The 22,799-nt window shown below is 55.4% G+C and carries 21 protein-coding genes; 17 read left to right on the forward strand and 4 right to left on the reverse strand.

What is annotated here, in order from left to right; genetic code table 11:
* Nucleotides 1–19 precede the first annotated feature (19 nt).
* Nucleotides 20–589: a phosphoribosylglycinamide formyltransferase gene (purN, locus tag Q0336_RS07340; protein WP_298527223.1), complete on the forward strand. Its 570-nt coding sequence runs from the start codon at nt 20–22 to the stop codon at nt 587–589.
* 114 nt (nt 590–703) lie between these two features.
* Here purN and murG read toward each other — a convergent pair whose 3' ends face one another.
* The 3 genes from murG to murD are packed head-to-tail and all read right to left on the reverse strand — an operon-like array spanning nt 704 to nt 4,456.
* A complete protein-coding gene (murG, locus tag Q0336_RS07345) occupies nt 704–1,813 on the reverse strand; it encodes an undecaprenyldiphospho-muramoylpentapeptide beta-N-acetylglucosaminyltransferase (RefSeq protein WP_298527226.1) in 1,110 nt (369 codons plus the stop codon).
* The gene (locus Q0336_RS07350; RefSeq protein ID WP_298527228.1) at nt 1,810–3,084 is read right to left on the reverse strand and encodes an FtsW/RodA/SpoVE family cell cycle protein; all 1,275 of its coding nucleotides are present in this window, start codon (nt 3,082–3,084) and stop codon (nt 1,810–1,812) included. The genes murG and Q0336_RS07350 overlap by 4 nt, the downstream gene beginning before the upstream one ends.
* On the reverse strand, nt 3,077–4,456 hold the full coding sequence (gene murD / locus Q0336_RS07355) for a UDP-N-acetylmuramoyl-L-alanine--D-glutamate ligase (RefSeq protein WP_298527231.1): 1,380 nt from the start codon (nt 4,454–4,456) through the stop codon (nt 3,077–3,079). The genes Q0336_RS07350 and murD overlap by 8 nt, the downstream gene beginning before the upstream one ends.
* Nucleotides 4,457–4,895: 439 nt before the next feature.
* Here murD and Q0336_RS07360 point away from each other — a divergent pair, with 439 nt between their 5' ends.
* The 13 genes from Q0336_RS07360 (at nt 4,896) to Q0336_RS07420 (ending at nt 16,972) form a co-directional block, all read left to right on the forward strand.
* Complete coding sequence (locus Q0336_RS07360; protein WP_298527233.1) at nt 4,896–5,585, forward strand: hypothetical protein; 690 nt, start codon at nt 4,896–4,898, stop codon at nt 5,583–5,585.
* A 283-nt stretch (nt 5,586–5,868) separates the two neighbouring features.
* Nucleotides 5,869–6,258, forward strand: coding sequence for a hypothetical protein (locus tag Q0336_RS07365; protein WP_298527236.1), 390 nt, complete (start codon nt 5,869–5,871; stop codon nt 6,256–6,258).
* Between the two features lie 148 nt (nt 6,259–6,406).
* Nucleotides 6,407–6,925 carry a hypothetical protein gene (locus Q0336_RS07370; RefSeq protein WP_298527238.1) on the forward strand — a complete coding sequence of 173 codons (519 nt, stop codon included), beginning with the start codon at nt 6,407–6,409 and terminating at the stop codon, nt 6,923–6,925.
* A gap of 340 nt (nt 6,926–7,265) precedes the next feature.
* Nucleotides 7,266–8,969: a SulP family inorganic anion transporter gene (locus Q0336_RS07375; RefSeq protein WP_298527333.1), complete on the forward strand. Its 1,704-nt coding sequence runs from the start codon at nt 7,266–7,268 to the stop codon at nt 8,967–8,969.
* Nucleotides 8,956–9,966 carry a tRNA dihydrouridine synthase DusB gene (gene dusB, locus Q0336_RS07380; RefSeq protein ID WP_298527240.1) on the forward strand — a complete coding sequence of 337 codons (1,011 nt, stop codon included), beginning with the start codon at nt 8,956–8,958 and terminating at the stop codon, nt 9,964–9,966. The genes Q0336_RS07375 and dusB overlap by 14 nt, the downstream gene beginning before the upstream one ends.
* Nucleotides 9,967–10,016: 50 nt before the next feature.
* Nucleotides 10,017–11,153 carry a DUF4369 domain-containing protein gene (locus tag Q0336_RS07385; protein ID WP_298527242.1) on the forward strand — a complete coding sequence of 379 codons (1,137 nt, stop codon included), beginning with the start codon at nt 10,017–10,019 and terminating at the stop codon, nt 11,151–11,153.
* Between the two features lie 21 nt (nt 11,154–11,174).
* Complete coding sequence (mltG, locus tag Q0336_RS07390; RefSeq protein WP_298527244.1) at nt 11,175–12,296, forward strand: endolytic transglycosylase MltG; 1,122 nt, start codon at nt 11,175–11,177, stop codon at nt 12,294–12,296.
* Nucleotides 12,293–13,060, forward strand: a complete 768-nt coding sequence (locus tag Q0336_RS07395; RefSeq protein WP_298527247.1) for a tRNA threonylcarbamoyladenosine dehydratase — start codon at nt 12,293–12,295, stop codon at nt 13,058–13,060. The genes mltG and Q0336_RS07395 overlap by 4 nt, the downstream gene beginning before the upstream one ends.
* Entirely contained in the window at nt 13,057–13,755 is a 699-nt protein-coding gene (locus Q0336_RS07400; protein WP_298527250.1) for an ABC transporter ATP-binding protein, read from the forward strand. The genes Q0336_RS07395 and Q0336_RS07400 overlap by 4 nt, the downstream gene beginning before the upstream one ends.
* An 8-nt stretch (nt 13,756–13,763) precedes the next feature.
* Nucleotides 13,764–14,468, forward strand: a complete 705-nt coding sequence (locus tag Q0336_RS07405) for a helix-hairpin-helix domain-containing protein (RefSeq protein ID WP_298527252.1) — start codon at nt 13,764–13,766, stop codon at nt 14,466–14,468.
* Nucleotides 14,469–14,471: 3 nt separating this feature from the next.
* On the forward strand, nt 14,472–15,446 hold the full coding sequence (hemB, locus tag Q0336_RS07410) for a porphobilinogen synthase (protein ID WP_298527255.1): 975 nt from the start codon (nt 14,472–14,474) through the stop codon (nt 15,444–15,446).
* A gap of 25 nt (nt 15,447–15,471) precedes the next feature.
* On the forward strand, nt 15,472–15,657 hold the full coding sequence (locus tag Q0336_RS07415) for a hypothetical protein (protein WP_298527258.1): 186 nt from the start codon (nt 15,472–15,474) through the stop codon (nt 15,655–15,657).
* A 430-nt stretch (nt 15,658–16,087) separates the two neighbouring features.
* Entirely contained in the window at nt 16,088–16,972 is an 885-nt protein-coding gene (locus Q0336_RS07420; protein ID WP_298527260.1) for a glycosyltransferase, read from the forward strand.
* A gap of 536 nt (nt 16,973–17,508) precedes the next feature.
* Here the strand turns inward: Q0336_RS07420 and Q0336_RS07425 are convergent.
* The gene (locus tag Q0336_RS07425) at nt 17,509–18,408 is read right to left on the reverse strand and encodes a site-specific tyrosine recombinase (RefSeq protein WP_298527263.1); all 900 of its coding nucleotides are present in this window, start codon (nt 18,406–18,408) and stop codon (nt 17,509–17,511) included.
* Nucleotides 18,409–18,486: 78 nt separating this feature from the next.
* Between Q0336_RS07425 and aroQ the strand changes: the two genes are divergently transcribed.
* From aroQ to Q0336_RS07440, 3 genes are all read left to right on the forward strand, one after another.
* Complete coding sequence (aroQ, locus tag Q0336_RS07430) at nt 18,487–18,933, forward strand: type II 3-dehydroquinate dehydratase (RefSeq protein WP_298527267.1); 447 nt, start codon at nt 18,487–18,489, stop codon at nt 18,931–18,933.
* 21 nt (nt 18,934–18,954) lie between these two features.
* Entirely contained in the window at nt 18,955–20,391 is a 1,437-nt protein-coding gene (gene pyk / locus Q0336_RS07435) for a pyruvate kinase (protein WP_298527270.1), read from the forward strand.
* 524 nt (nt 20,392–20,915) lie between these two features.
* On the forward strand, nt 20,916–22,772 hold the full coding sequence (locus tag Q0336_RS07440; protein WP_298527273.1) for an ABC transporter ATP-binding protein: 1,857 nt from the start codon (nt 20,916–20,918) through the stop codon (nt 22,770–22,772).
* Nucleotides 22,773–22,799 lie beyond the last annotated feature (27 nt).

The following is a 22,799-nucleotide window of genomic DNA, read 5'->3' on the forward strand; positions in this document are numbered from 1 at the left end:
CACAAAGATACAACTATTTATGAAACAAATAGCAATACTCGCTTCTGGCAACGGATCCAACGCCGAAGCCATCGTGCACTATTTCCGCTCTACTAGGGAGGCTGAGGTCGCTCTCATCCTCACCAATAAGCGAGAAGCTGGGGTCATCGAGCGGGCGGAGCGCCTAGGCATTCCCTGCCATTACTTCACGAACAAGGAGCTACGTGAAGGGACAAGCCCTCTAGCGCTCATGCGTGAGAAGTCGATTGATCTCATCGTCCTAGCAGGCTACCTCTGCCTTGTCACTCCTATATATATAGAGGAGTATCCCCAGCGCATCATCAACATCCACCCCGCCCTACTCCCAGACTTCGGAGGGAAGGGGATGTACGGAGCACACGTCCACCGAGCCGTACTCGAAGCGGGGAGAAGCCACAGCGGGATCACCATCCACCTCGTGGATGAAGACTACGACCATGGGCATCACCTTCTGCAGGCGACCTGCCCCGTGCGAGAAGGGGACACGCTGGAGACCCTAGCGAACCGAGTCCATGAGCTCGAGCACCGCTTCTTCGCTCCGACGATCGCTCAATACCTACGCTTCCTCTAAGGCTTCGCCCTCAGTAGCGAGAAGAAGCACTCCATAATAAAAGAGCCACCCTACTTGTCCGCCTCGATCGAGGACGGCAAGTAGAGTGGCTTTTTTTGTCTTAGGATCTATCAACTAGGCCTTAGGTGAAGAGAGCAGGAGCTCTACCTCATCGACGATCTTGTCGGCAGCGGAGGTAAGGGCGAGCTTACGGATCTCCTCCGAGAGCGAAGCACACTGCGTAGCGTCCTTCACCAGCGCAATAGCCCGAGGGGTCAGTTCCTCTCTTGCCTCCTTGTCGGGGATGAGGATCGCAGCCGAACGCATCGAGAGAGCCAAGGCATTCTTCGTCTGATGGTCTTCAGCCACATTAGGGGAGGGAACGAGGATCGTCGGCTTACCTAGGAGACAGAGCTCCGAGATAGCACTTGCTCCAGCACGAGAGACCACGACATCGGCGATCGTATAGGCTAGATCCATACGCTGGATGAAGGCAGACGAATAAACGGGGAAGTGGTAACCTGCTAGAAGCTCCTTCGCCTTCTCTTCGAAGCCTACCCCCGTCTGCCAGATAAGCGCAACACCTGAGTCCGCCCATTCCTTGAGACGAGAGCCAATACTCTCATTGATACTACGAGCACCTAAGCTACCGCCCACGACGACCACCACCCGCTCTGTATCCAGAGGGAGGCCGAAGTGCTCCAAGGCTTCCTGTCGCTCTGCATTGAGGTGCTCAATGGCAGGACGAATGGGATTGCCCGTCATGACGATCTTATCCTTAGGGAAGAAGCGCTCCATGTCGGGATAAGCGACACAGATCTTGTCCGCTCGCCGAGCGAGGAACTTATTCGTCACCCCTGCGTAAGAGTTCTGCTCCTGAATAAGCGTGGGGATACCTAAGCTCTGAGCGGCCTTGAGCGTCGGGGCGCTGGCATAGCCTCCGACACCGATGACGATCTGGGGCTTGAACTGCCGGATGATATCACGAGCAGTGATGAGTGCACGCAGGAAGTCACGTACGACCCCCACATTGCGCCACAGATGCTTTCGGTCAAGGCCACGGATCTTCAGTCCTCGGATGGGGAAGCCCGCTTGGGGCACACGCTGCATCTCCATACGTCCCTCTGCCCCGATGAAGAGGATGTCGATATCGGGGTAGCGACGGCGGAGAGCTTCGGCGATGGAGACGGCGGGGAAGATATGACCGCCCGTTCCTCCACCGCTAATGATGGCTCGCTGTATCATAGTGTATCTATTTGTTCGTCTTCGTTAGGCTCTACCTCTTCGGCCTCTAGAGGGACTTCCTCTGCGACCGCTTCTTCGATAGGAGCTTCTACACGCTTGGGCTTATCGACACGCGATGCGCCGATCATGATCCCGAAGGCCATGCTGGTAGCGATGATCGAGGAGCCCCCGTAGCTGATCAGCGGGAGGGTCTGCCCCGTGGTGATGACCCCCGAGGCTACGATCATATTGACCAAAGCCTGTAGTGGGTAGAGGATACCGAAGCCCTTGATGAGGTTGCTTCGGTAGACATTGGTTTGCTTTCGGGCCTCCCGATAAGCGAAGAACATCCAGCAGAAGTAGAGGCTGGGGATGAAGAGCAGCCCGAGGATGCCATACTCCTCGATGATGATGGCATAGAGGTAGTCGGAATAGGCGAGCGAAAGGGAGTCTCGCATCTTACTCTTCCCAGGACCTCGCCCTATGAGTTGCGAATTAGCAATGGCCATACGCCCCATCTGCTCCTGACGGTTGGCATCGGTGATAGCGAAGCGATCCGTCTGCTCCGTGAGAGCACCATGGATACGGTTGTGCCAAGTGAGCGTACGCCCGACGAGCAGACTCTCAGGAGCGAAGAGGATATAGAGCGCAAAGAGAGCTGCCAAGATCCCTCCGATCCCCGACACCCAGTACATGAAGCGCTTCGGTGCCTTCAAGACCCATGAATAGAGGTAAAGGAAGGCCAAGAAGATCAAGAAGGTCGATAGGTTGCCCAGCATCACGAAGACGGAGAAGATCAATATCCTAAGCCAGTAGAGGGCATAGTTCTTCACCTTGCGGGGATCCTCTTCTTGGTCCTTCCCTGCTACGAAAGCTCCCCAGATGACCATATAGACACGGAGGAATTCGGCAGGCTGGATGGTGATGAAGCCGAGGTTGATCCATCGCTCTGCCCCATTGGCGCTATGCCCGAGGACGATCTGGGCAATGAAGAGAAGCACCATCACGAGCGTACTCACTCGAGGCAAGACATAGCGGTAAGCCTTGCCCGAGAGCATACTCATGACGATGGCCGAAGCCACGCCGATGACCAGCATCAGCGAATGCTTGAGGATGGGGTTGAGCCCTCCACGGGAGATACTCTTGTAGTACTCCGAACTAATTGCACTCGAGACGGTGATCAGCGAGGCAAGGATGAGGACGAAGTAGAGGAACCACAGAAGTCCATTCCCTGCGAAGATCCGCTGATACCAAGAGCGACTCTTGGCATGGTCGAGCGCAGCACTAGCCATGCTTCTCCTCGTCTTGGATCAGAGACTGTACGACTTCACGGAAGCAATCGCCTCGATGGATATAGCTCTGGAAGAGGTCGAAGCTCGCACAGGCTGGCGAGAGCAGGACCGTATCCCCCGGCTGAGCCATCTGGCGGGCATGTGCTATAGCCTCCTCCATGGAGAGTGCCGAAGCGATCTGAGGCACCTTGCCGTGGAAGCTCTTGTAGAGCTTGAGCACATCGGTGGTAAGGAAGACCAGACCACGAGCACCAGCTGTGATGAGGTCGGTGATATCCATGTAGTCATTCCCCTTGTCTTCGCCCCCGAGGATGAGCACATAGGGAGTGGTCATCGTCCTAAGTGCATAGTAGGTGGAGCTGACGTTGGTTGCCTTGGAGTCATTGATATAGCGTACACCATCGAGGACACCGACCTTCTCTAGGCGGTGAGGCACATTGACGAAGTCCTTGAGCGCCTTAGTAAGCACCTCTGTCGAGACACCTAGGCGCAGGGCTGCGATGGAAGCCGCCATAGCGTTCTGCAGGTTGTGCGGTCCCTGGAGAGCAAGCTGATCGATAGGGAACTCGAAGTGATGATCGTCGAAGTGCAGGCGCATCATATTGTCATCCGACTTGTCCGCCGCTGAGCCTACCTGAGGATAGGTCAGGAAGGGAAGCGTCTGCATGGGCATAGGCTGGTGCGCCATGACATAGCGGGAGGTGAAGTCGTCTTCACCCCAGTAGATGAAGGCATCCTCTGCGGTCTGATTCTGCAGGATGCGCATCTTCGCCAGAGCATACTCTTCGAAGTTGTAGTGGTAGCGATCGAGGTGGTCGGGCGTGATATTCATCAGTAGGGCGATATGCACACGGAAGCTGTACATATCATCCAGCTGGAAGCTACTCAGCTCGACGACGAAGTACTCGGGCTGCTCCTCTGGGATGACTTGGCGAGCAAGGCTGAAGCCGACGTTCCCTGCCAGACCAGGCTTCATCCCTGCCTCGGAGAGGATGTGGTGTAGCCACATGGTCGTAGTCGTCTTACCATTACTACCTGTGATCCCGATCACCTTGCCCTTGAGGTAGCGACCTGCCAGTTCGATCTCAGAGATCACGGGGATACCTGCCCCACGGATGGCCTGCATGATGGGTGCCTTCTCGGGGATCCCTGGGCTCTTGACGATCTCCTCGGCACGGAGGATCAGTTCGGTGCTGTGCGTCCCTTCTTCGTAGGGGATGCCTTGCTCCTCGAGCTCAGCCTTGTACTTGGGGGCAATGTGTCCGTAGTCGGAGACGAAGACGGATATTCCACGGCTTTGGTATAACAGGGCTGCGCCGATACCACTCTCGCCAGCGCCAAGGACTACGGCCTTGTACTTCTCTTCTATCATAATGTTGCTCTCTTTGATGCACGCTGAAGGAGGGGAGAAGACCTCGGTCTCCGCCCCACCTTCAGACAAGTCTTTTGGGACTACAATTTTCGCTATTTTCTGCCACATTTGCAAGCCGATACGGGGTATAACGGCGGACGACTCTCTAGGGGAGGCGGAGCACCTGCTTAGAGGACCTCAAAAAAACCTACGGTAGGTCGTCGAGACGACCCACAGTGGGTCGCAGTGACGACCTACAGTAGGTTTTTTCGACGACCTACCGTAGGGTCCTTTTTGACCCTCCGAGAAGTCGCTCTGGGAGCGGGTAGTCTTGCCCTCCTTTTTTCTCCCTACGAAGCCCGACCCTTCACCCCTGGTTTCCCTCCCCTACGACTCGGGGGGCTTTTCGCTATCTTTATATGGCTAAAACACCTACTGGCTAGAAGTGACAAGCAGCTTAATGATGAACAAACTAAACTTTTGCCCCATGATTGCAGATGAGACCAAAAGGCGACGGGGAATGTTTGTTGTAAGGGTAGTCTCAGCCTTACTCTTCTACTCTCTACTCCTTCTCTCTGGAGCGAGGATCTCTGCTCAGACGCAAGTAGTGGCCTTGCGCGACAAAGAAAGGATACCAGAGGAGAATCGAAACTTTCCTCGAGGCTACTACTTTGAGGATCAACACCACGACCTTGATAAGTTCGCAGGTGAGTGGGAAGGCGTTGGCGTTGCGGACTATCACTGGCGTGTCCGTATCGCGGTGCAAAAGAAAGTAGACTACTTCGGAGACTATTGGTCTGACGCTCTGGGCTTGGACCTATCAATCACTAAGGATGGTAAGCCAGCTATCACGCCGACCAGAAGGCTAATCCCTGGGACTTCTTTCATCCGAGGCACTGACTTTCGATGGGATCGGGAGAAACAGTCAGTAGACCCTAATACCTATATGGTCCTCTTCTCTTATGGGGAAGCTGACAAGCCCTATAAGGCGGCAATCGTCGTGTATCTCTACATGAATACTGATCAAGATACGATCGTGCTACGTCAGGGAGTTATTATTGCGATTGATGAGATTCCGAATATCCCTGATTATGTCATTGCTGGGGGCCTTCTGGCAGAAATCTGCACGCTACGACGGGTAAAGAAATAGATAGATCACATAAATGACATACACCTTTATACCTATGCTCCGATTTGTCACCTCTACCGTTAGGCTCGCCTTACTCTTATTACCAGCCTTACTCGCCCTTTCAGAGCCCTCTCATGCTCAGACACAAGTAGCTTCCCTACGCGACAAAAAAAGGATATCAGAGGAGAATCGAAACTTTCCTCGAGGCTACTACTTTGAGGATCAACACCACGACCTTGATAAGTTCGCAGGTGAGTGGGAAGGCGTTGGCGTTGCGGACTATCACTGGCGTGTCCGTATCGCGGTGCAAAAGAAAGTAGACTACTTCGGAGACTATTGGTCTGATGCCCTGGGATTGGGACTATCAATCACTAAGGATGGTAAGGCAGCTATCACGCCGACCATGGACCTAATCCCTGGGACTTCTCTCATCCGAGGCACTAACCTTCTATGGGATAGGGAGAAAAAGTCTGTAGACCCTAATATCTATACGGTTCTCTTCTCCTATGGGGAAGCTGACAAGCCCTATCAGGCGGCAGTCCAAGTGTACCTCTATATGAATGCTGATCAAGATACGATCGTGCTACGTCGGGGAGCTATTATTGCGATTGATGAGATTCCGAACATCCCTGATTATATCCCTCCTAGGGGCCTTCTGGCAGAAATCTGTACGCTACGACGGGTAAAGAAGTAGGGAGATCACATCACACAAACGACATACTATGCTCCGATTTATCACCTCTACCTTTAGGCTCGCCTTACTCTTATTACCAGTCTTACTCGTCCGTTCAGAAGCCTGCTATGCTCAGACGCGAGTAGCAGCCTTGCGCGACTACCGACGAGTGTCAAGAGAAAATCAAGACAATCCTCGAGGCTACTACTTTATAGACCTACACCACGACCTTGATAAGTTCGCTGGTGAATGGGAAGGCGTTGGCGTTGGGAACTACCAGTGGCGTGTCCGTATCGCGGTACAAAAGAAAGTAGATCACTTCGGAGACTATTGGTTTGATGCCCTGGGCTTGGACCTATCAATCACTAAGGATGGTAAGCCAGCTACCACGCCGACCAGGAACCTAATCCCTGGGACTTCTTTCATCCGAGGCATTGACTTTCGATGGGATAAGGAGAAAAAGGCTGTAGACCCTAATAGCTATATGGTCCTCTTCTCTTATGGGGAAGATGACAAGCCCTATAAGGCGGCAGTCGATGTATTTCTCTATATAAATGCTGATCAAGACACGATCGTGCTACGCCGGGGATTTATTATTGCAATTGATGAGATTCCGAATATCCCTGATTATATCCCTCCTAGGGGCTATCTGGCAGAAATCTGTACGCTACGACGGGTAAAGAAGTAGGGAAAGCTCCTTTGTATGATGCGTGGATAGCTTCGGGCAAAGCATACTGAAGCTCGCCTTTGCATAGGGGCTACCTTGGACAAACTAGCAGGAGAAGGCAGGTGCCTTCTCCTGTCTTGTTTCCGGCTCTACCCTCGCTGGACGGGCAATAGGATATGTAGCGGTCTCGATGTGCAACGAGGAGTACACGTAGAGACGATGCTACGTATGGGGGAGCCAATTGCACCGGAGGATTTCGATACGAAAGCCCTGTCCTCGGGGCCAGCCCCCCCAGAGGCACGGGGGCTTTTCCTTATCTTTGTATGCCCAAAACACCAGTTGGCTAGAAGTAAGCTTAATGATGAACAAATTGAACTTTCGCCCCATGATCGTCGATAGCCTCCGAGGCTATACGAAGCAGGCGCTTACCCGAGACCTGATGGCAGGACTCATCGTCGGTATCGTCGCCCTCCCCATGGCCATCGCCTTCGCTATCGCCAGCGGAGTGTCGCCCGAAGTAGGGCTCATCACGGCCGTCCTCGGGGGGCTCATCGTCTCCGCCCTCGGGGGAAGCTCCGTCCAGATCGGAGGGCCTACGGGTGCCTTCATCATCATCGTCCTAGGGATCATCGGGGAGTACGGGCAGAGTGGACTCTTGATAGCCACGCTCATGGCAGGGATCTTACTCCTGCTGATGGGTGCACTGAGGCTGGGGTCGCTGATCAAGTTCATCCCCTACCCCATCATCCTAGGCTTCACGGCGGGGATCGCCGTGACGATCTTCACCACACAGGTCAATGATCTCTTCGGTCTCGGCCTGACAGGTCTGCCGAAGGAGTTTGTGCCTAAGTGGGGTGTCCTCCTCTCCTCTCTGGGCTTGACGCACCTGCCTACCCTACTGATCGGCCTCGGGAGCATCCTCATCATCCAGCTAACCCCTCGGCTGACGAAGGTCATCCCCGGCTCGCTCGTCGCCATCGTCGTGATGACCATCGCCTGCTATCTGCTCAAGGAGTATGCTGGCGTCACGGGTCTTGACACCATCGGGGACCGCTACACCATCTCGGCCCGTATCCCCGACCTCGTCGCTCCCGAGCTAAGCTGGGCAACCCTAGAGCGCCTCATCGGCCCCGCCTTCACCATCGCCATCCTCGGGGCTATCGAGTCCCTCCTCTCGGCAAGTGTAGCCGACGGGGTCATCGGTGAGCGCCATCGCTCCAACACCGAACTGATGGCTCAAGGGGTAGCGAACATCATCGTCCCCTTCTTCGGAGGGATCCCCGTCACGGGAGCGATCGCTCGCACCATGACCAACATCAACAACGGAGGTCGCACGCCCGTCGCTGGGATCACCCATGCCATCGTCCTGCTCCTCATCTTCCTCTTCCTCATGCCTCTGATGGCCTACATCCCCATGGCCTGCCTCTCGGGGGTGCTCGTGGTCATCTCTTATAACATGAGTGGCTGGCGCTCCGTACGTGCGTCCCTCCGTGGGCCTCGTAGCGATGCGGCTGTGCTTCTGGTGACCTTCCTGCTGACCGTACTCTTCGACCTCACCATCGCCATCGAGCTTGGGCTACTTCTCGCGATGCTCCTCTTCATGCGCCGAGTGATCGAATCAACACGTATCGTCGTCTCCCGAGACAAGCTCCAGCTCCACTCCGAGGAGGATGACAGTCAGCACCAAGGCGGAGAAGAGACGCTTCACCTCCCAAAGGGGATCGAGGTCTACGAGATCGAAGGACCGTTCTTCTTCGGTATTGCGAACCGCTTCGAAGAGATCGTCCTAGCCACGAAGGCCCGTCCTCAGGTGCGCATCCTGCGTATGCGTCAGGTGCCCTTCATGGACTCGACTGCCGTACGCAACCTCCGCATCCTCATCGAGACTTCACAGAGCGAAGGCATCCGTCTTGTCCTCTCTGGCGTGCGCCCCTCTGTACATACGACGCTCCAAGCTACTGGGATAGCGGATCTCATAGGAGAGCCGTATATTTGTTCGAATATTCACGAGGCTCTAGACACAGCCAACCAATACTTAGCACAGCAGACGAATGAAGATAGGTAAAGTCGATCTCGGGGAGCGCCCCCTACTCCTTGCCCCTATGGAGGATGTGACGGATGTAGCATTCCGCCTCCTCTGTAAGCGCTTCGGAGCAGATATGGTGTACACGGAGTTCCTCAGTGCCGACGCCCTCATTCGCCAAGTAGCAGGTACGACGCGCAAGCTCGAGATTGACCCCGAGGAGCGTCCCGTAGCCATCCAGATCTACGGCCGTGAGGTAGAGCCCATGGTCGAGGCGGCTCGTATCGCCGAGGCTGCTGGACCCGAGGTGCTGGACCTCAATTTTGGTTGCCCCGTCAAGCGGGTGGCTGGCAAGGGAGCAGGGAGCGGTATGCTTCGCTGTCCCGACCAGATGCTCCGCATCGTCGAGGAGATCGTCAAGGCCGTCAAAATCCCCGTCACAGTGAAGACCCGCCTTGGCTGGGATAACGATAGCAAGATCATCGTTACCCTAGCCGAAGCCCTGCAGGATGTAGGCATCCAAGCCCTCACCATCCATGGACGCACCCGTGCTCAGATGTACACGGGTCAGGCTGACTGGACACTCATCGGTGCTGTCAAGGACAACCCCCGCATGCACATCCCCATCATCGGCAACGGGGATATCACCTCGGCTGAAGAGGCCAAGCTCGCCTTCGATCGCTACGGTGTCGATGGGGTGATGGTCGGACGTGCCACCATTGGGCAGCCTTGGATCTTCGAGCAGATGAAGCACTTCCTCCAGGCGGGAGAGCAGCTTCCCCTACGTGCCAAAGCCTTCTACGTCGATATCCTTCGCCAACTCGTAGACAACAATATCCGCAAGCTCGATGAGCGGCGAGGCATCCTGCACAGCCGCCGACATATCGCAGCGAGCCCCATCTTCAAGGGGATCGACCACTTCCGTCCCGTACGCATCGCCATGCTCCGTGCTACGACACGCGAAGAGCTCTTCGCCGAGATCGCACACGCAGAGGAGCTTCTCCTTGCTACGGGCGAATACTGGGCTCCCCAGAATTAAGCCCCCCTTCTCACAGAATACCCATTCCTATCCCCATCATACGGCAGATCATGAATACAAAGACACTCCGCCTAGTCCTCCTCCTTCCCTTCATCCTAACCTCCTGCTCAGGAGGTAGCTCAAGCGAATTTGTCGCCGAAGGGACGATCACCGATGCCTCAGGCCAAGTGCTCTACCTTGAGTCCACCGACACCGACGAACCCACAGTACTAGACTCAGTGACCCTCGACGAGGGTGGACACTTCACCTTCCGAGGAGAAGGACACAGCTATCCGGCCTTCTTCCGTCTACGCCTAGGTGAGAGCTTCGTCCCCTTCACCGCAGACTCTACGACGAGACTATCCCTCTCTGCTTCGGGTAAGGACCTCTTCTCCTCCTACAAGATCAAGTCGGCAGACAAGGCCAACGAGCAGATCCGTGAGATCGCCCTCCTGCGCTCGGCTACCGACAAGAAGATCGAAGGTATCCTCACCGCCCTTCAGGCTGGGACCATCTCGCATGCCTCTGCCCTCAGCTCCATAGACTCCCTCTCCTCCAAGCTCAAGGAAGAGCTCACCGCTCGCTACATCTACAGCGATCCTAAGAGCCCAGCGGCCTACTTCGCCCTCTTCCAGAGCTACAATGGCGGCACATACTTCTCCGTCGACACTCCAGGGGATGACCGTGCTTTCGCTGCCGTCGGCACCGCCTACGAAGCCTTCTACCCCACGGCACCTTACACCCCGCTTCTGAAGCAAGCTGCCCTACACTCCGTAGCTCTTGCTCGGGCAAGACGACAGGCAGCGCAGCCCGACAGTCTCTCGGCACGCAACGTCGAAGCCGTGGCCTTCCCCGAGATCCAACTCAAGGATCAGCAGGGGCAGCTACGCTCCCTCCGTGCCGAAGTGGCGAAGGGTCGCCCCGTGCTCGTCTCCTTCACTAGCTATGCAGCGGCTTGGTCGCCAGCACTCGTCGCAGAGCTCCGTCGCCTGCAGAGTGCACACCCCGATCTCTTGATCTTCGAGGTCTCACTCGACCAAGATGCCTATCTTTGGAAGAATGCCTCTCGTTCCCTCCCTTGGATCTGCATGCAGGATCTGAGCCGTGAGGCAGCAGTCGACTACAATGTACAGTCGCTCCCCTCGTTCTTCTCCATCCGTGGTACAGAGCTTCGCCGTCTTGACGAGCCTGCCGACATCCTTCATTAAACCCAATCTCTCCTCCAGCGTATGAGCAAGCACTCTGTAGCCTACTACCAGCGCCTCAACGGACGGCGCGCCTTCGCCTCACGAGGGCATCATCGAGGTCATCACCATGGGCGTAGGTGGACTCGAGTCTTCGTCATACTCCTCCTAGTACTCCTCGTCGGGGTCGGGCTCACGGGCGGCTACCTCTATATGACACCCGCAGGTCGCCCCGCTACTGACACGACCTATATCTTCGTCGCTCCTGGAAGTAGCTATCAAGACCTCAATGCCCAGCTCCAGAAGAAGCTCTGGCTACGCTTCCCCCGCATCTTCAATCGTCTAGCTTCTTGGAAGGGGCTTAGCGACGCTCAGCATCCTCTACGTTCGGGTCGCTATGCCGTGCCCCGTGACTACACGATGCTCGAAGTCATTGAGCTCCTCCAGCATGGAGAGCAGTCTCCTCTGACACTGACCCCTCTTGCGCTACGCACCAATAAGGAGCTGGTGGACTTCTTCGCCCAGCACCTTTGGGTCAAGGCCGACAGTCTACAAGCTCTACTCCAAGACTCAGATCTCATGAGAAGCTATGGGGCTTCCAGCGTGAACTTCTATGCTCAAGCCATCCGCCAACCGATGACTCTTGCTTGGGATGCTTCTGCAAAGGCTGTCCTCGACAGCATCCATAGTGGTTACCTCCGCTTCTGGCAGGGGAAGCGCACCGAAGAAGCAGCTCGTCTAGGGCTCTCCCCTCTTGAGGTGACGACCCTCGCCTCCATCGTCGAGAGCGAATCAGCCAAGCCCGAAGAGTACAGACGTATCGCAGGACTTTACCTCAATCGACTCAAGAAGGACATCCGTCTGCAGTCTGACCCCACGGTGAAGTATGCCGTAGGGGACTTCTCCCTCAAGCGGATCCGTGGAGAGCATCTGCGTGTCGTCTCCCCCTACAACACCTATCAAGTGAAGGGGCTTCCTCCTTCGCCCATCGTCCTACCTCGCACCTTGACGATCGATAGCGTGCTTGCAGCTGAGCAGCACGACTTCCTTTATATGTGCGCTAGGGAAGACTTCTCTGGCTATCACAACTTCGCCTCTACCTTCGCTGAGCATCTGGCTAATGCCAACCGCTATCAGCAGACCCTTAATCAGCGAGGCATCCGATGACCCTTCCACCAGAGAGTCCAGCTTGGACGGAGCGCACACAGCTCCTCTTCGGAGAGGAACGTGTCAAGGAGCTAGCAGCGTGCCATGTGCTGGTCGTTGGCTTGGGTGGTGTGGGTGGCTATGCAGCCGAACTCATCGCTCGTGCAGGTATTGGGCGCATGACGATCGTCGATGCAGACACCGTCCAGCCCTCCAATATCAACCGCCAGCTCATAGCGACGACCAAGACCATCGGACAGCCGAAGTCTTCCGCTCTTGCCGAGCGCCTTCTCTCGATCAATCCCGACCTCCAGCTTGAGGTGATCCAAGCCTTCCTCAAGGATGAATCGCTCACTGAGCTCCTTGATCGTCATCGCTACGACTATATCGTCGATGCCATTGACTCCCTTACCCCCAAGACCCATCTGATCGCTCAAGCCCTTCAGCGAGGTCTGCCGATCATCAGTTCGATGGGTGCTGGGGCTAAGAGCGATCCCTTCAAGATCCAGCTAGCGGATCTCAGTCGCAGTAATAGCTGTACGCTAGCTCGAGTCCTACGCAAGCGTCTACGCAAACTTGGTGTACACAAGGGACTCCCCGTCGTCTTCTCCTCCGAGCTTCCCGATCCGAATGCAGTGAAGGAGATCCAAGGCGAACAATGCAAGCGCTCCACAGCAGGTACTGTCTCCTACATGCCCGCCCTCTTCGGTTGCCACCTCGCTGCCTACGTCATACAGCACCTACAAAAGGCTACACCTTCTACAGAGACGACATCAGCCCTATGATCATAGAAGCGACCAACATCCATAAGAGCTTCGGCTCGCTTGAAGTCCTCAAGGGCATTGACCTTAGCGTTGATGCTCGGGAAGTCATCTCGATCGTCGGAGCCAGTGGAGCAGGTAAGACCACACTCCTTCAGATCCTCGGCACACTTGAGGCTCCTAGCCCAGGAGCTTCGCTGAAGATCTGTGGTCAAGAAGTGACAACCCTCAGCGCTCGCAAGCAAGCTGAACTACGAAACGAACAGATCGGCTTCATCTTCCAAGCTCATCAATTACTCCCCGAGTTCACCGCCCTTGAGAACGTGATGCTCCCCGCCCTTCTCCGTGGAGATCGACGAAGCCGAGCCAAGGACAGAGCCCGTGCCCTCCTCTGTCGTCTTGGGCTCGAAGCACGTATGACCCACAAGCCTTCTGAACTATCGGGTGGAGAAAGTCAGCGTGTAGCCGTTGCCCGAGCTCTGATCAATGAGCCAGCGGTGATCTTCGCCGACGAACCTTCAGGGAGCCTCGATACCGCCAACAAGGAAAGCCTGCACCAACTCTTCTTCGACCTAAGAGCCGAACTAGGGCAAACCTTCGTCATCGTCACCCATGACCCCGCCTTCGCCGCCGAGGCTGACCGCATGATCAGTCTCAAGGATGGCTTGATCGAATCAATCCACGTGCGCCAAGACCCGACGACTACACCCCAGCTCTAACCCCATCCATGCGCCAGAGGAAGATGACGACCAGCCGAAGCGAACGAATGTTCCTCTTCATCCTAGCCCTGATCACCCTCTCAGGGCTGGCGCTCTATGCCTTCGCACCACACAGCCCCATTTCCCACTCTGGACAAAACGCACTAGACGGGCAGCTCGCACAAGAGCCTTCTCTAGGCAAGCAAGACTCCCTCATCAAGAACCCCCACTATGTCGGGCCTCCTATGGGGCAGGGCAAGACCATAGAGAAGTACAAGCGCTATGTCTCCCTTGATCTGAATGGGGTCGACTCGCTGACGCTACTCCGTGTCCCAGGGATTGGCCCTGCCTTTGCCCATCGCATCCTCGCTCTTCGTACCCGCCTCGGTGGCTACTACACCGTCCTACAGCTTCAGGAGGTCTACGGCATGGACGAAGACAAGTTCCTCTCCCTTCGTCCGTGGTTTGTCATCAAGACACCCCCGAAGCGACATCCCCTCACCCACCTCAGAGCTGACTCACTCCCTTGGCATCCCTACCTCTCTCGGGAGCAGAGCAATGCGCTGAGGAAGCTCATTCTCCGACACGGCGCTCGGCTCTCGTGGAGCGTCCTCCGTGCCGAAGGGCACTTCTCCCGGGAAGACAGCATCCGCCTCTGCCCCTACTTCGTCAATGGACCAAGGACGACAGAGACTTCCTCTACCCACTCCGACACGATCCTAAACCAACCCTAAACAATGTATCCTACAACTCGCCTGCGCCGTATGCGCATGACCCCCAACCTCCGCGCCCTTGTCCGTGAGACTTCCCTTGAGCCCTCGGACTTCATCGCTCCCCTCTTCGTCGTCCACGGCACCTCCATCCGTGAGGAGATCAAGACCATGCCTGGGCAGTACCGCCTCTCTGTCGATGAGCTCGTCAAGGAGTGCCAAGCGCTCTATGAAGTAGGTGTCCTCTCCGTCATGCTCTTCGGCATCCCAGCCCACAAGGATAAGACTGGGAGCGAAGCCTACGCTAAGGAGGGTATCGTACAGCAAGGCATACGGGCTCTGAAGGCAGCTCTCCCCGAACTCATCGTCATCGCAGACATCTGCATGTGCGAGTACACCGACCACGGGCACTGCGGGATCCTCCACGATCACTACACCGTAGACAATGATGCTACGCTGCCCTATCTCTGTCGCCAAGCCGTCTCCTTCGCCCAAGCGGGAGCCGATATCGTTGCACCTTCGGACATGATGGACGGCCGTATTGCCGCCATGCGTAAGGCACTAGACGAAGCTGGCTACGAACAGCTACCGATCATGTCGTATGCAGCGAAATTCAGTTCGGCCTTCTACGGTCCTTTCCGTGACGCAGCAGACTCTGCCCCCAGCTTCGGCGACCGTCGCAGCTACCAGATGGATCCTGCGAACATCCGTGAAGCCATGCGTGAGATCGAGGGAGATATCGCCGAAGGTGCTGACATCGTCATGGTCAAGCCCGCCCTGCCTTATCTAGATGTCTTGCGCTGGGCTCGTGACCGCTTCGATCTTCCTCTGGCAGCCTATCAGGTCAGCGGAGAATATGCGATGATCCAAGCTGCAGGGCTCAATGGCTGGATCGACCGTGAGCGCATCATGATGGAGAGCCTTCTCTCGATCAAGCGTGCTGGGGCAGACCTCATCCTCACCTACTTCGCTCGAGAAGCTGCCGAACTGCTTCGTCGCTAATTCCTCTACTTCTCCTGCTACGCTCATGGCTTATCGTCGTCCCTTGACTCCGGTGCAGATGGTCATCATCTCTGCCCTCTGGCTTGCCCTCGTCCTCTGGATCCTCTTCGGTGGAGCTCGACTCGATGGCCCCACACTCTTGACCCTTTTGCTCTCGGGTGTGATCGTCTTCTACCCGATCGTCAAGAGTTGGCGTGAGCGACGACGCTAGGCCTTCGCAGCCCATCCCCTTACCCGCATATACTCGTATCCCTAGAGACTCGTTCTGGAAGTCTCTAGGGGATACGTCTTTTATCTCTAAGGGGAGGTAAGCAGCTATGCCCCAGACTGCTCTAGAAGCTGGAGCATATAGCCACTTAGATCATAGATAAACATGCTCTTCGAAAGCCCTCTGGAGAAACCCACTGTAGGTCGCATCGACGACCTACGGTAGGTCGGTGAGACGACCCACAGTAGGTTTTTAGAGCGACCTACCGTGGGTCGTTTTTTCACCCCCTCTTGGGGCTCTGTCCGTGCAGCTATGCCACCCTCCCTGAAGGGATAGATGGCTCGATACTACTGACCCTTTTCATTATCTTTGTGAACTAGCCAACAGCATAGGCTATGATCCCATTGATAGAGATAAAGTTAGGCATAAGGCAATGAGCATAAATTATCAAGAATTAGTACCTCAAAAGACATTAGGAAAGGAAATAAGTCATCACATCTTCCAAACTTATCGAACAAAGAGTGGACTACCTCACGAGATAGAGCAGAACATTGAGTACCTCAAGCGCTCTAATCCCGAATATCAGTACCACCTCTTTGACGACGAAGACATCAAAGCCTTCATCCTTGAGCACTACGGAGAGGTCATTTGGAGCTATTATCAGCGCATTGCTCCAGATTATGGTGCGGCACGTGCCGACTTCTTTCGCTATCTCCTCGTCTATGAACTAGGAGGAGTATATATTGACATAAAGTCTTCTCTTGACCGACCGCTCAAGGAAGTACTCCGCCCCGAGGATAAGTTCATCCTCACCCATTGGGACAACCTCCCAGGAGGGCAGTACGAGGGTATCGGGATCTTCCCCGAACTGAATTTTCTCCCTCGTGGCGAATACATCCAGTGGTGCATCGCCTCTGTCGCTGGTCACCCCTTCCTCAGAGCCGTTATCTTACAGATGCTTCGCAATATCGATGAGTACAGCCCCTTCAAGCACGGAGCAGGGCTTTGGGGTGTACTGCGCACTACTGGTCCCGTCATGTACACCAAGACCATCGAGTCCATGCGCTCCACTCTGGTCGAAGGGCAAGACTACCGCCTACTCAACAAGCCTCAGGAAGTCGGTCTGCGCTACTCCATCTATGATACAGCTGGAGTCTACGGGCACAAAAAGGTGCTCAAGGCCAACTACAACAAAGCCTATACCCCTATCATTACGACTCCTAATCGACCGCTTTACGCTAGGTGTGCCAAGGCTTATCTCTTTGCTCTGTTAGCACTGCGTGTCTTCCGAGACAAGATAACGACACGTCTCAAATAGAGTATTTGTATTGATGCGAGAAGCTCTACTCAAGTAGGACATAGCACTTATAAGCTCCCCCCTGGTCTCTAGGTATAGAGTTCGGAGGGGAGCAGTCTTTTCTAGGTAGCTCAGACAAGGGAGAGCATCATACTTCCGGAACATAGGGAGGCTGAAAGGCCAAGTATATAGGAGGGAGAAGAGAAGACACTCTAGAGAAGCCTACGGTGGGTCGCATCGACGACCTACCGTAGGTCGGTGAGGCGACCCACAGTAGGTTTTTAGAGCGACCTACCGTGGATCGTTTTTTCACCCCTCCCAAGAGCCCATTCTATGCGGGTGGTTGCACCTCCTTCTTCAGAGCAAAATCTTCGCTTCAAAAAGAGCCGAAGGGAAGCCACCAAAAGCTCGAACCTTTGACTGTCAGCGCAGGAGCTGATGTAGAGAGGAGTGCCCCCTAATAGATGAGTCCCGACCGTGGAGCTAATTTCTCGGGAGTGCCACTGGATCGTGAGACGGAAGTGTAGGGGGTAGGCGTGGAAAAAATTGGAAAATCGCTACTTGCGATTGCGTGGATGGAAGTTCTCGATCTGCTCTCGGAGCTTCGAGCGGTCGATGTGGGTATAGATCTCGGTCGTGGCGATGTCTTCATGGCCCAGCATCAGTTGGATCGCTTGGAGGTTAGCACCGCCTTCGAGCAGCGCCGTGGCGAAGCTGTGGCGGAAGGTATGGGGGCTGATCGTCTTCGTGATGCCTGCCGACTGAGCAGCTTCACGGATGAGGACGAAGACGGTGATACGAGATATTGCCTTGCCCAGACGGCTGAGGAAGACATAATCCTCTTGTCCTCGGCGAGGGGTCGCTCGGTCGGGATCACTTAGGTAGCGTGAGATCTCTTGGACGGCAGCTGCGCTCAGCGGGACAAGGCGTTGCTTGCTCCCCTTACCCTGTACACGCAGATAACCTTCGTCAAGGAAGAGGTCAGGGAAGGTCAGGTGACACAGTTCGCTCACCCGTAGGCCACAGCTGAAGAGCACCTCGATGATGGCACGATTGCGCTGGCCTTCGACCCCGCCTTTGCTCCCTGCCGCTTCGATGATCCGATCGATCTCTTCGGTGGTAAGTACCGTAGGTAGGTAGCGCCCCTTGCGTGGCACCTCCAGCAGTGCCGTGGGATCCGTCTCGATATAGCCCTCCAGCAGCAGATAGCGCCCAAAGGAGCGGATCCCCGAGATGATACGGGAGACGGATGTGGGACTGATGCCCAGATCATGCAGGGTCGCAATGAAATGTTGCAGCCGAGGATAGTCGACCTCTGCCATCTCGATCCCTTCAGAATCGAGGTAACTCAAGAGTTTATCAACATCGGAGAGGTAGGCCTCACAGGTGTTGGCAGAGAGGTTGAGTTCGAAGCGAAGATAGGAGAGGAATTGGGTGCGGATATCGGAGGGCAACATCACGAAAGTGAGAATTTTAAATTATCTTTGCAAAGGTAAGATAAGCAGACAAAAAGAATACCCCCCAGCAAGGAACAAATGTGGATAGAGATCATCAACGGCCCCAACCTAAATAGGCTAGGGGAGCGTGAGCCAGGGATCTACGGCACCGTGTCGATGGAGGCCTATCTGGAGACGCTGCACCAGCTCTACGATGATCGCCTGAGACTGACCTACTTCCAGTCGAACCACGAGGGGGCACTTATCGATCGGCTCTATGAGAGCCATGATGCCGGCGTAGATGCCTTCATCCTCAATGCAGGTGCCTACACCCATACTTCTCTGGCTCTAGCAGATGCTCTGAGAGCCATCACTCCCCCCACCATCGAAGTCCATATCTCCAACGTCTATCAGCGTGAAGAGCTCCGCCAGCGTTCGCTCCTCTCGAGTGCTTGTCAGGGAGTCATCGTAGGCTTCGGGATGGATGGCTATCGTCTAGCCATCGAGGCCATACTCGGGAGTACTACCCCCCATCCAAACAGATAGTTTATTACCCAAATAGGAATTATGAAGAAAACAAAGATTGTAGCTACTATCTCGGATCTACGTTGCGACGTAGATTTCATCCGTCCGCTCGTAGAGGCAGGTGTCAATGTCGTCCGTATGAACACCGCCCACATGACCAAGGAAGGGATCACCACGGTCATCAACAACACCCGTGCTGTCTCTCCTAATGTCGCTGTCCTCCTGGATACCAAGGGCCCAGAAGTACGTACGACCGTCCTCGAAGGCGACGCTGAAGTAAAGCGCGAATTCCATGCGGGCGATAAGGTCATCTTCCAAGCTAACCCCGAAGCGAAGACGAACAACGAAGTGATCAATGTCAACTATGTCAACTTCGTCCACGACGTACCCGTCGGTGCTCGTATCCTCCTCGACGACGGTGCTCTTGCATTCGACGTAGTAGAGAAGGAAGGCGACAAGCTCCACACCGTCTGCCAGAACAACGGTAAGCTCGGTAGCCGCAAGAGCGTGAACGTCCCTGGCGTACGCATCGATCTGCCTTCACTCACCGAGAAGGACCGCAACAACATCCTGCACTCTATCCCTCAGAAGATCGAGTTCATCGCTCACTCTTTCGTCCGTAACAAGAAGGACATCGAAGAGATCCAGACTATCCTCGATGAGCACAACAGCGATATCAAGATCATCGCTAAGATCGAAAATCAGGAAGGTGTAGACAACATCGACGAGATCATCGACTCTTGCTACGGGATCATGATCGCTCGTGGTGACCTCGCTATCGAAGTCCCCGCTGAGAAGGTCCCCTCTATCCAGCGCATGATCATCAAGAAGTGTATCGCTGCTAAGCGTCCTGTCATCGTCGCTACGCAGATGCTACACACCATGATCGACAACCCACTGCCTACCCGTGCTGAAGTAAGTGACATCGCTAACGCTGTCTACTACCGCACCGACGCTGTGATGCTCTCGGGTGAAACGGCTAACGGTAAGTATCCTCTGGAGGCTGTCCAGACCATGGCTAGCATCATCCGCGAAGCTGAGACGACCCTCGAACGCGAATTCTCTACCGAAGTTCCTTACTCCAAGGAAGTCAGCACCACGACCGCCTTCCTCTCCAAGCAGGCTGTCCGCAGCGTAGACCAGATCGACACCGAAGCCATCATCACCGATAGCTTCACGGGTCGTACGGCTCGCTACCTCTCTTCCTTCCGTGCTACGGTCCCCGTCTGCGCTATCTGCTACGATGCTACGCTGGCTCGCCGTCTCGCTCTGAGCTACGGTGTCACTGCTCACTACGCAGAAGATGCTTCTTGCGCCAAGAGCCGCCTTGCAGCTGGTATCGAAAGCTTCATCAAGGATGGTCTGCTCTCTCTTGAGACTCAGGCTGCTTACATGAGCGGTACGATCGGCCAGACTGGTGCAGCTCACACGCTTGAGATCGACACCGTCAAGGAGATCCTCGCTAAGAACACGAAGTAAGGCACACGCCCTTACTCCTAGCTATCCTAAGAGAGGCCCCCATAAGGAGACTTATGAGGGTCTCTCTCTCTTTTGTAAGCACCTCTCTCTTCACGGACTAGACGAGACAAACCCGCCACCTAAGAAGAGCACCAAATGAACCCTACCGTAGGTCGCAAGAAAAACCTACGGTAGGTCGGTGAGACGACCCACAGTAGGTCGCAGGGACGACCCACGGTAGGTCGTCGAAGCGACCTACCGTGGGTCACTCTGGAGGCTCTCCCAAGAGCACACTCTGGAGCGATGCCCCATTCCCCCACTTTAGGGCTGGATCTTCGCCCAGCACCTGAGGGGAGCTCGGCAATACAAATCGGGATCACCCGCCCCTTGCTCTGATGCGTCAAATAAGCCTTGCTCTATAGCTCAGAGTCTGAGGTCGAGGTAATGTCGTATCTTTGGTATAATAATTGTAATAGACGAATTTGCCTTAGAGCCCTCTGATGCGAAGACCGCTAGGGGGAAGAGCAAGGCAACTAGACAAGTAGATGAAAGATATATTCATGTTGATCCGCCGCTTCATAGCCCCCTATTACAAGGGCTATCTGAGCCTTGCGGTCGCCTTCAACATCCTTAGCGCCCTCCTCAATCTGGTGGCCTTCTCCCTAGTGATGCCGATCCTAAACATCCTCTTCCAGATCGAGGAACGGGTCACGACTTACATCCCTTTTAGCTCCCTCGACCTCACCACACGGGCGGGCTGGTCCGAACTGACACATGTCGTGACCAATAACTTCGGCTACTTCATCTCCAATATGATCGAGACGAAGGGAGCTTCCTACACGCTGGTGATCCTCGGGATCTACTTGATCTTGATGACCCTACTGAAGGTAGGGGCTACCTATCTCGGAGGCTTCTTCCTCATCCCCATCCGCACGGGGGTCGTACGAGACCTACGCAATCAGCTGAACCGCAAGATCCTTGACCTCCCTCTGGCCTTCTTCAGCGAAGAGCGCAAGGGCGATGTACTAGCACGCATCACGGGGGATGTCGGGGAGGTGGAGAACTCCGTGATGAGTTCGCTCGACCTCCTACTGAAGAACCCCATCCTCATCTTCGTCTACCTCGGCTCAATGCTCTTGATCAGCTGGCAGCTCACACTCTTCGTCCTTCTTGTCCTTCCGCTGGCGGGCTTCATCATGGGACGTGTGGGCAAGAGCCTCAAGCGCACCAGCCTAGAGGCACAGAACCAGTGGGGGCAGCTCATCAGCCAAGTAGAGGAAACCCTCGGTGGACTTCGCATCGTCAAGGCCTTCACCGCCGAAGAGTTCGTCGAAGGACGCTTCGTTCGCTCCAATGAGGAGTACCGCCACACCGTCATGGGGGTAAGTCGCCGACAGCTCCTTGCCCACCCCGTGAGCGAGCTCCTTGGCACCATCACCATCGCCATCGTCCTCTGGTACGGCGGATCGCTCATCCTCAATCAAGAGAGTAGCATCACGGCTTCGACCTTCATCTACTATCTGGTGATCTTCTACAGCTTGATCAACCCGCTCAAGGACCTCAGCAAGGGAGCCTATGCCATCCGCAAGGGGATGGGATCGATGGAGCGTGTCGACCGCATCCTCAAGGCTGAGAGCTCCATCGTCGATCCCGTGCAGCCCAAGCCCGTGACCTTCGAAGACTCCATCGAGCTGGAGCATGTCTCCTTCCGCTATGCCGAAGAGTGGGTACTGAGGGATGTCAATCTCAAGATCCGTAAGGGGCAGACCGTTGCTCTGGTCGGACACTCGGGCTCGGGGAAGACCACCCTTGTAGACCTCATCCCTCGCTTCTACGATGTCGTCGAGGGGCGCATCTGCATCGACGGGACAGATATCCGTGAAGTATCGGTCTCCGATCTACGCCGACTCATGGGCAATGTGAACCAAGAGCCCATCCTCTTCAACGCCTCGGTCTTCGACAACATCGCCTTCGGGGTCGATGGGGCTCAAGAGGAGGCAGTTCGTCGTGCTGCCGAAGTAGCTCATGCCGATGAGTTCATCCAAGAGATGCCCCAGGGCTACCAGTCGAACATCGGCGACCGAGGCGGTAAACTCTCCGGAGGTCAGCGCCAGCGCCTATCGATCGCTCGTGCCGTCTTCAAGAATCCTCCGATCCTTATCCTCGACGAAGCAACCTCGGCTCTAGACACCAAGAGCGAACGACTCGTACAGAATGCCCTTGACCGCCTCATGTCTGGGCGCACGACCATCGTCATCGCTCACCGGCTCTCTACGATCATCCATGCCGACGTGATCTGCGTCGTCGATGGTGGACGCATCGTCGAGCAGGGCACTCATGAAGAGCTCCTCGCTCTCGACGGACACTATGCCAAGCTTCATGCTATCCAGATGAAGGCCTAGTAGAGAAGCTCTCCCCTCCCTACTCTC

The sequence above is a fragment of the uncultured Porphyromonas sp. genome, from assembly GCF_938039215.1.
Lineage (GTDB): Bacteria > Bacteroidota > Bacteroidia > Bacteroidales > Porphyromonadaceae > Porphyromonas.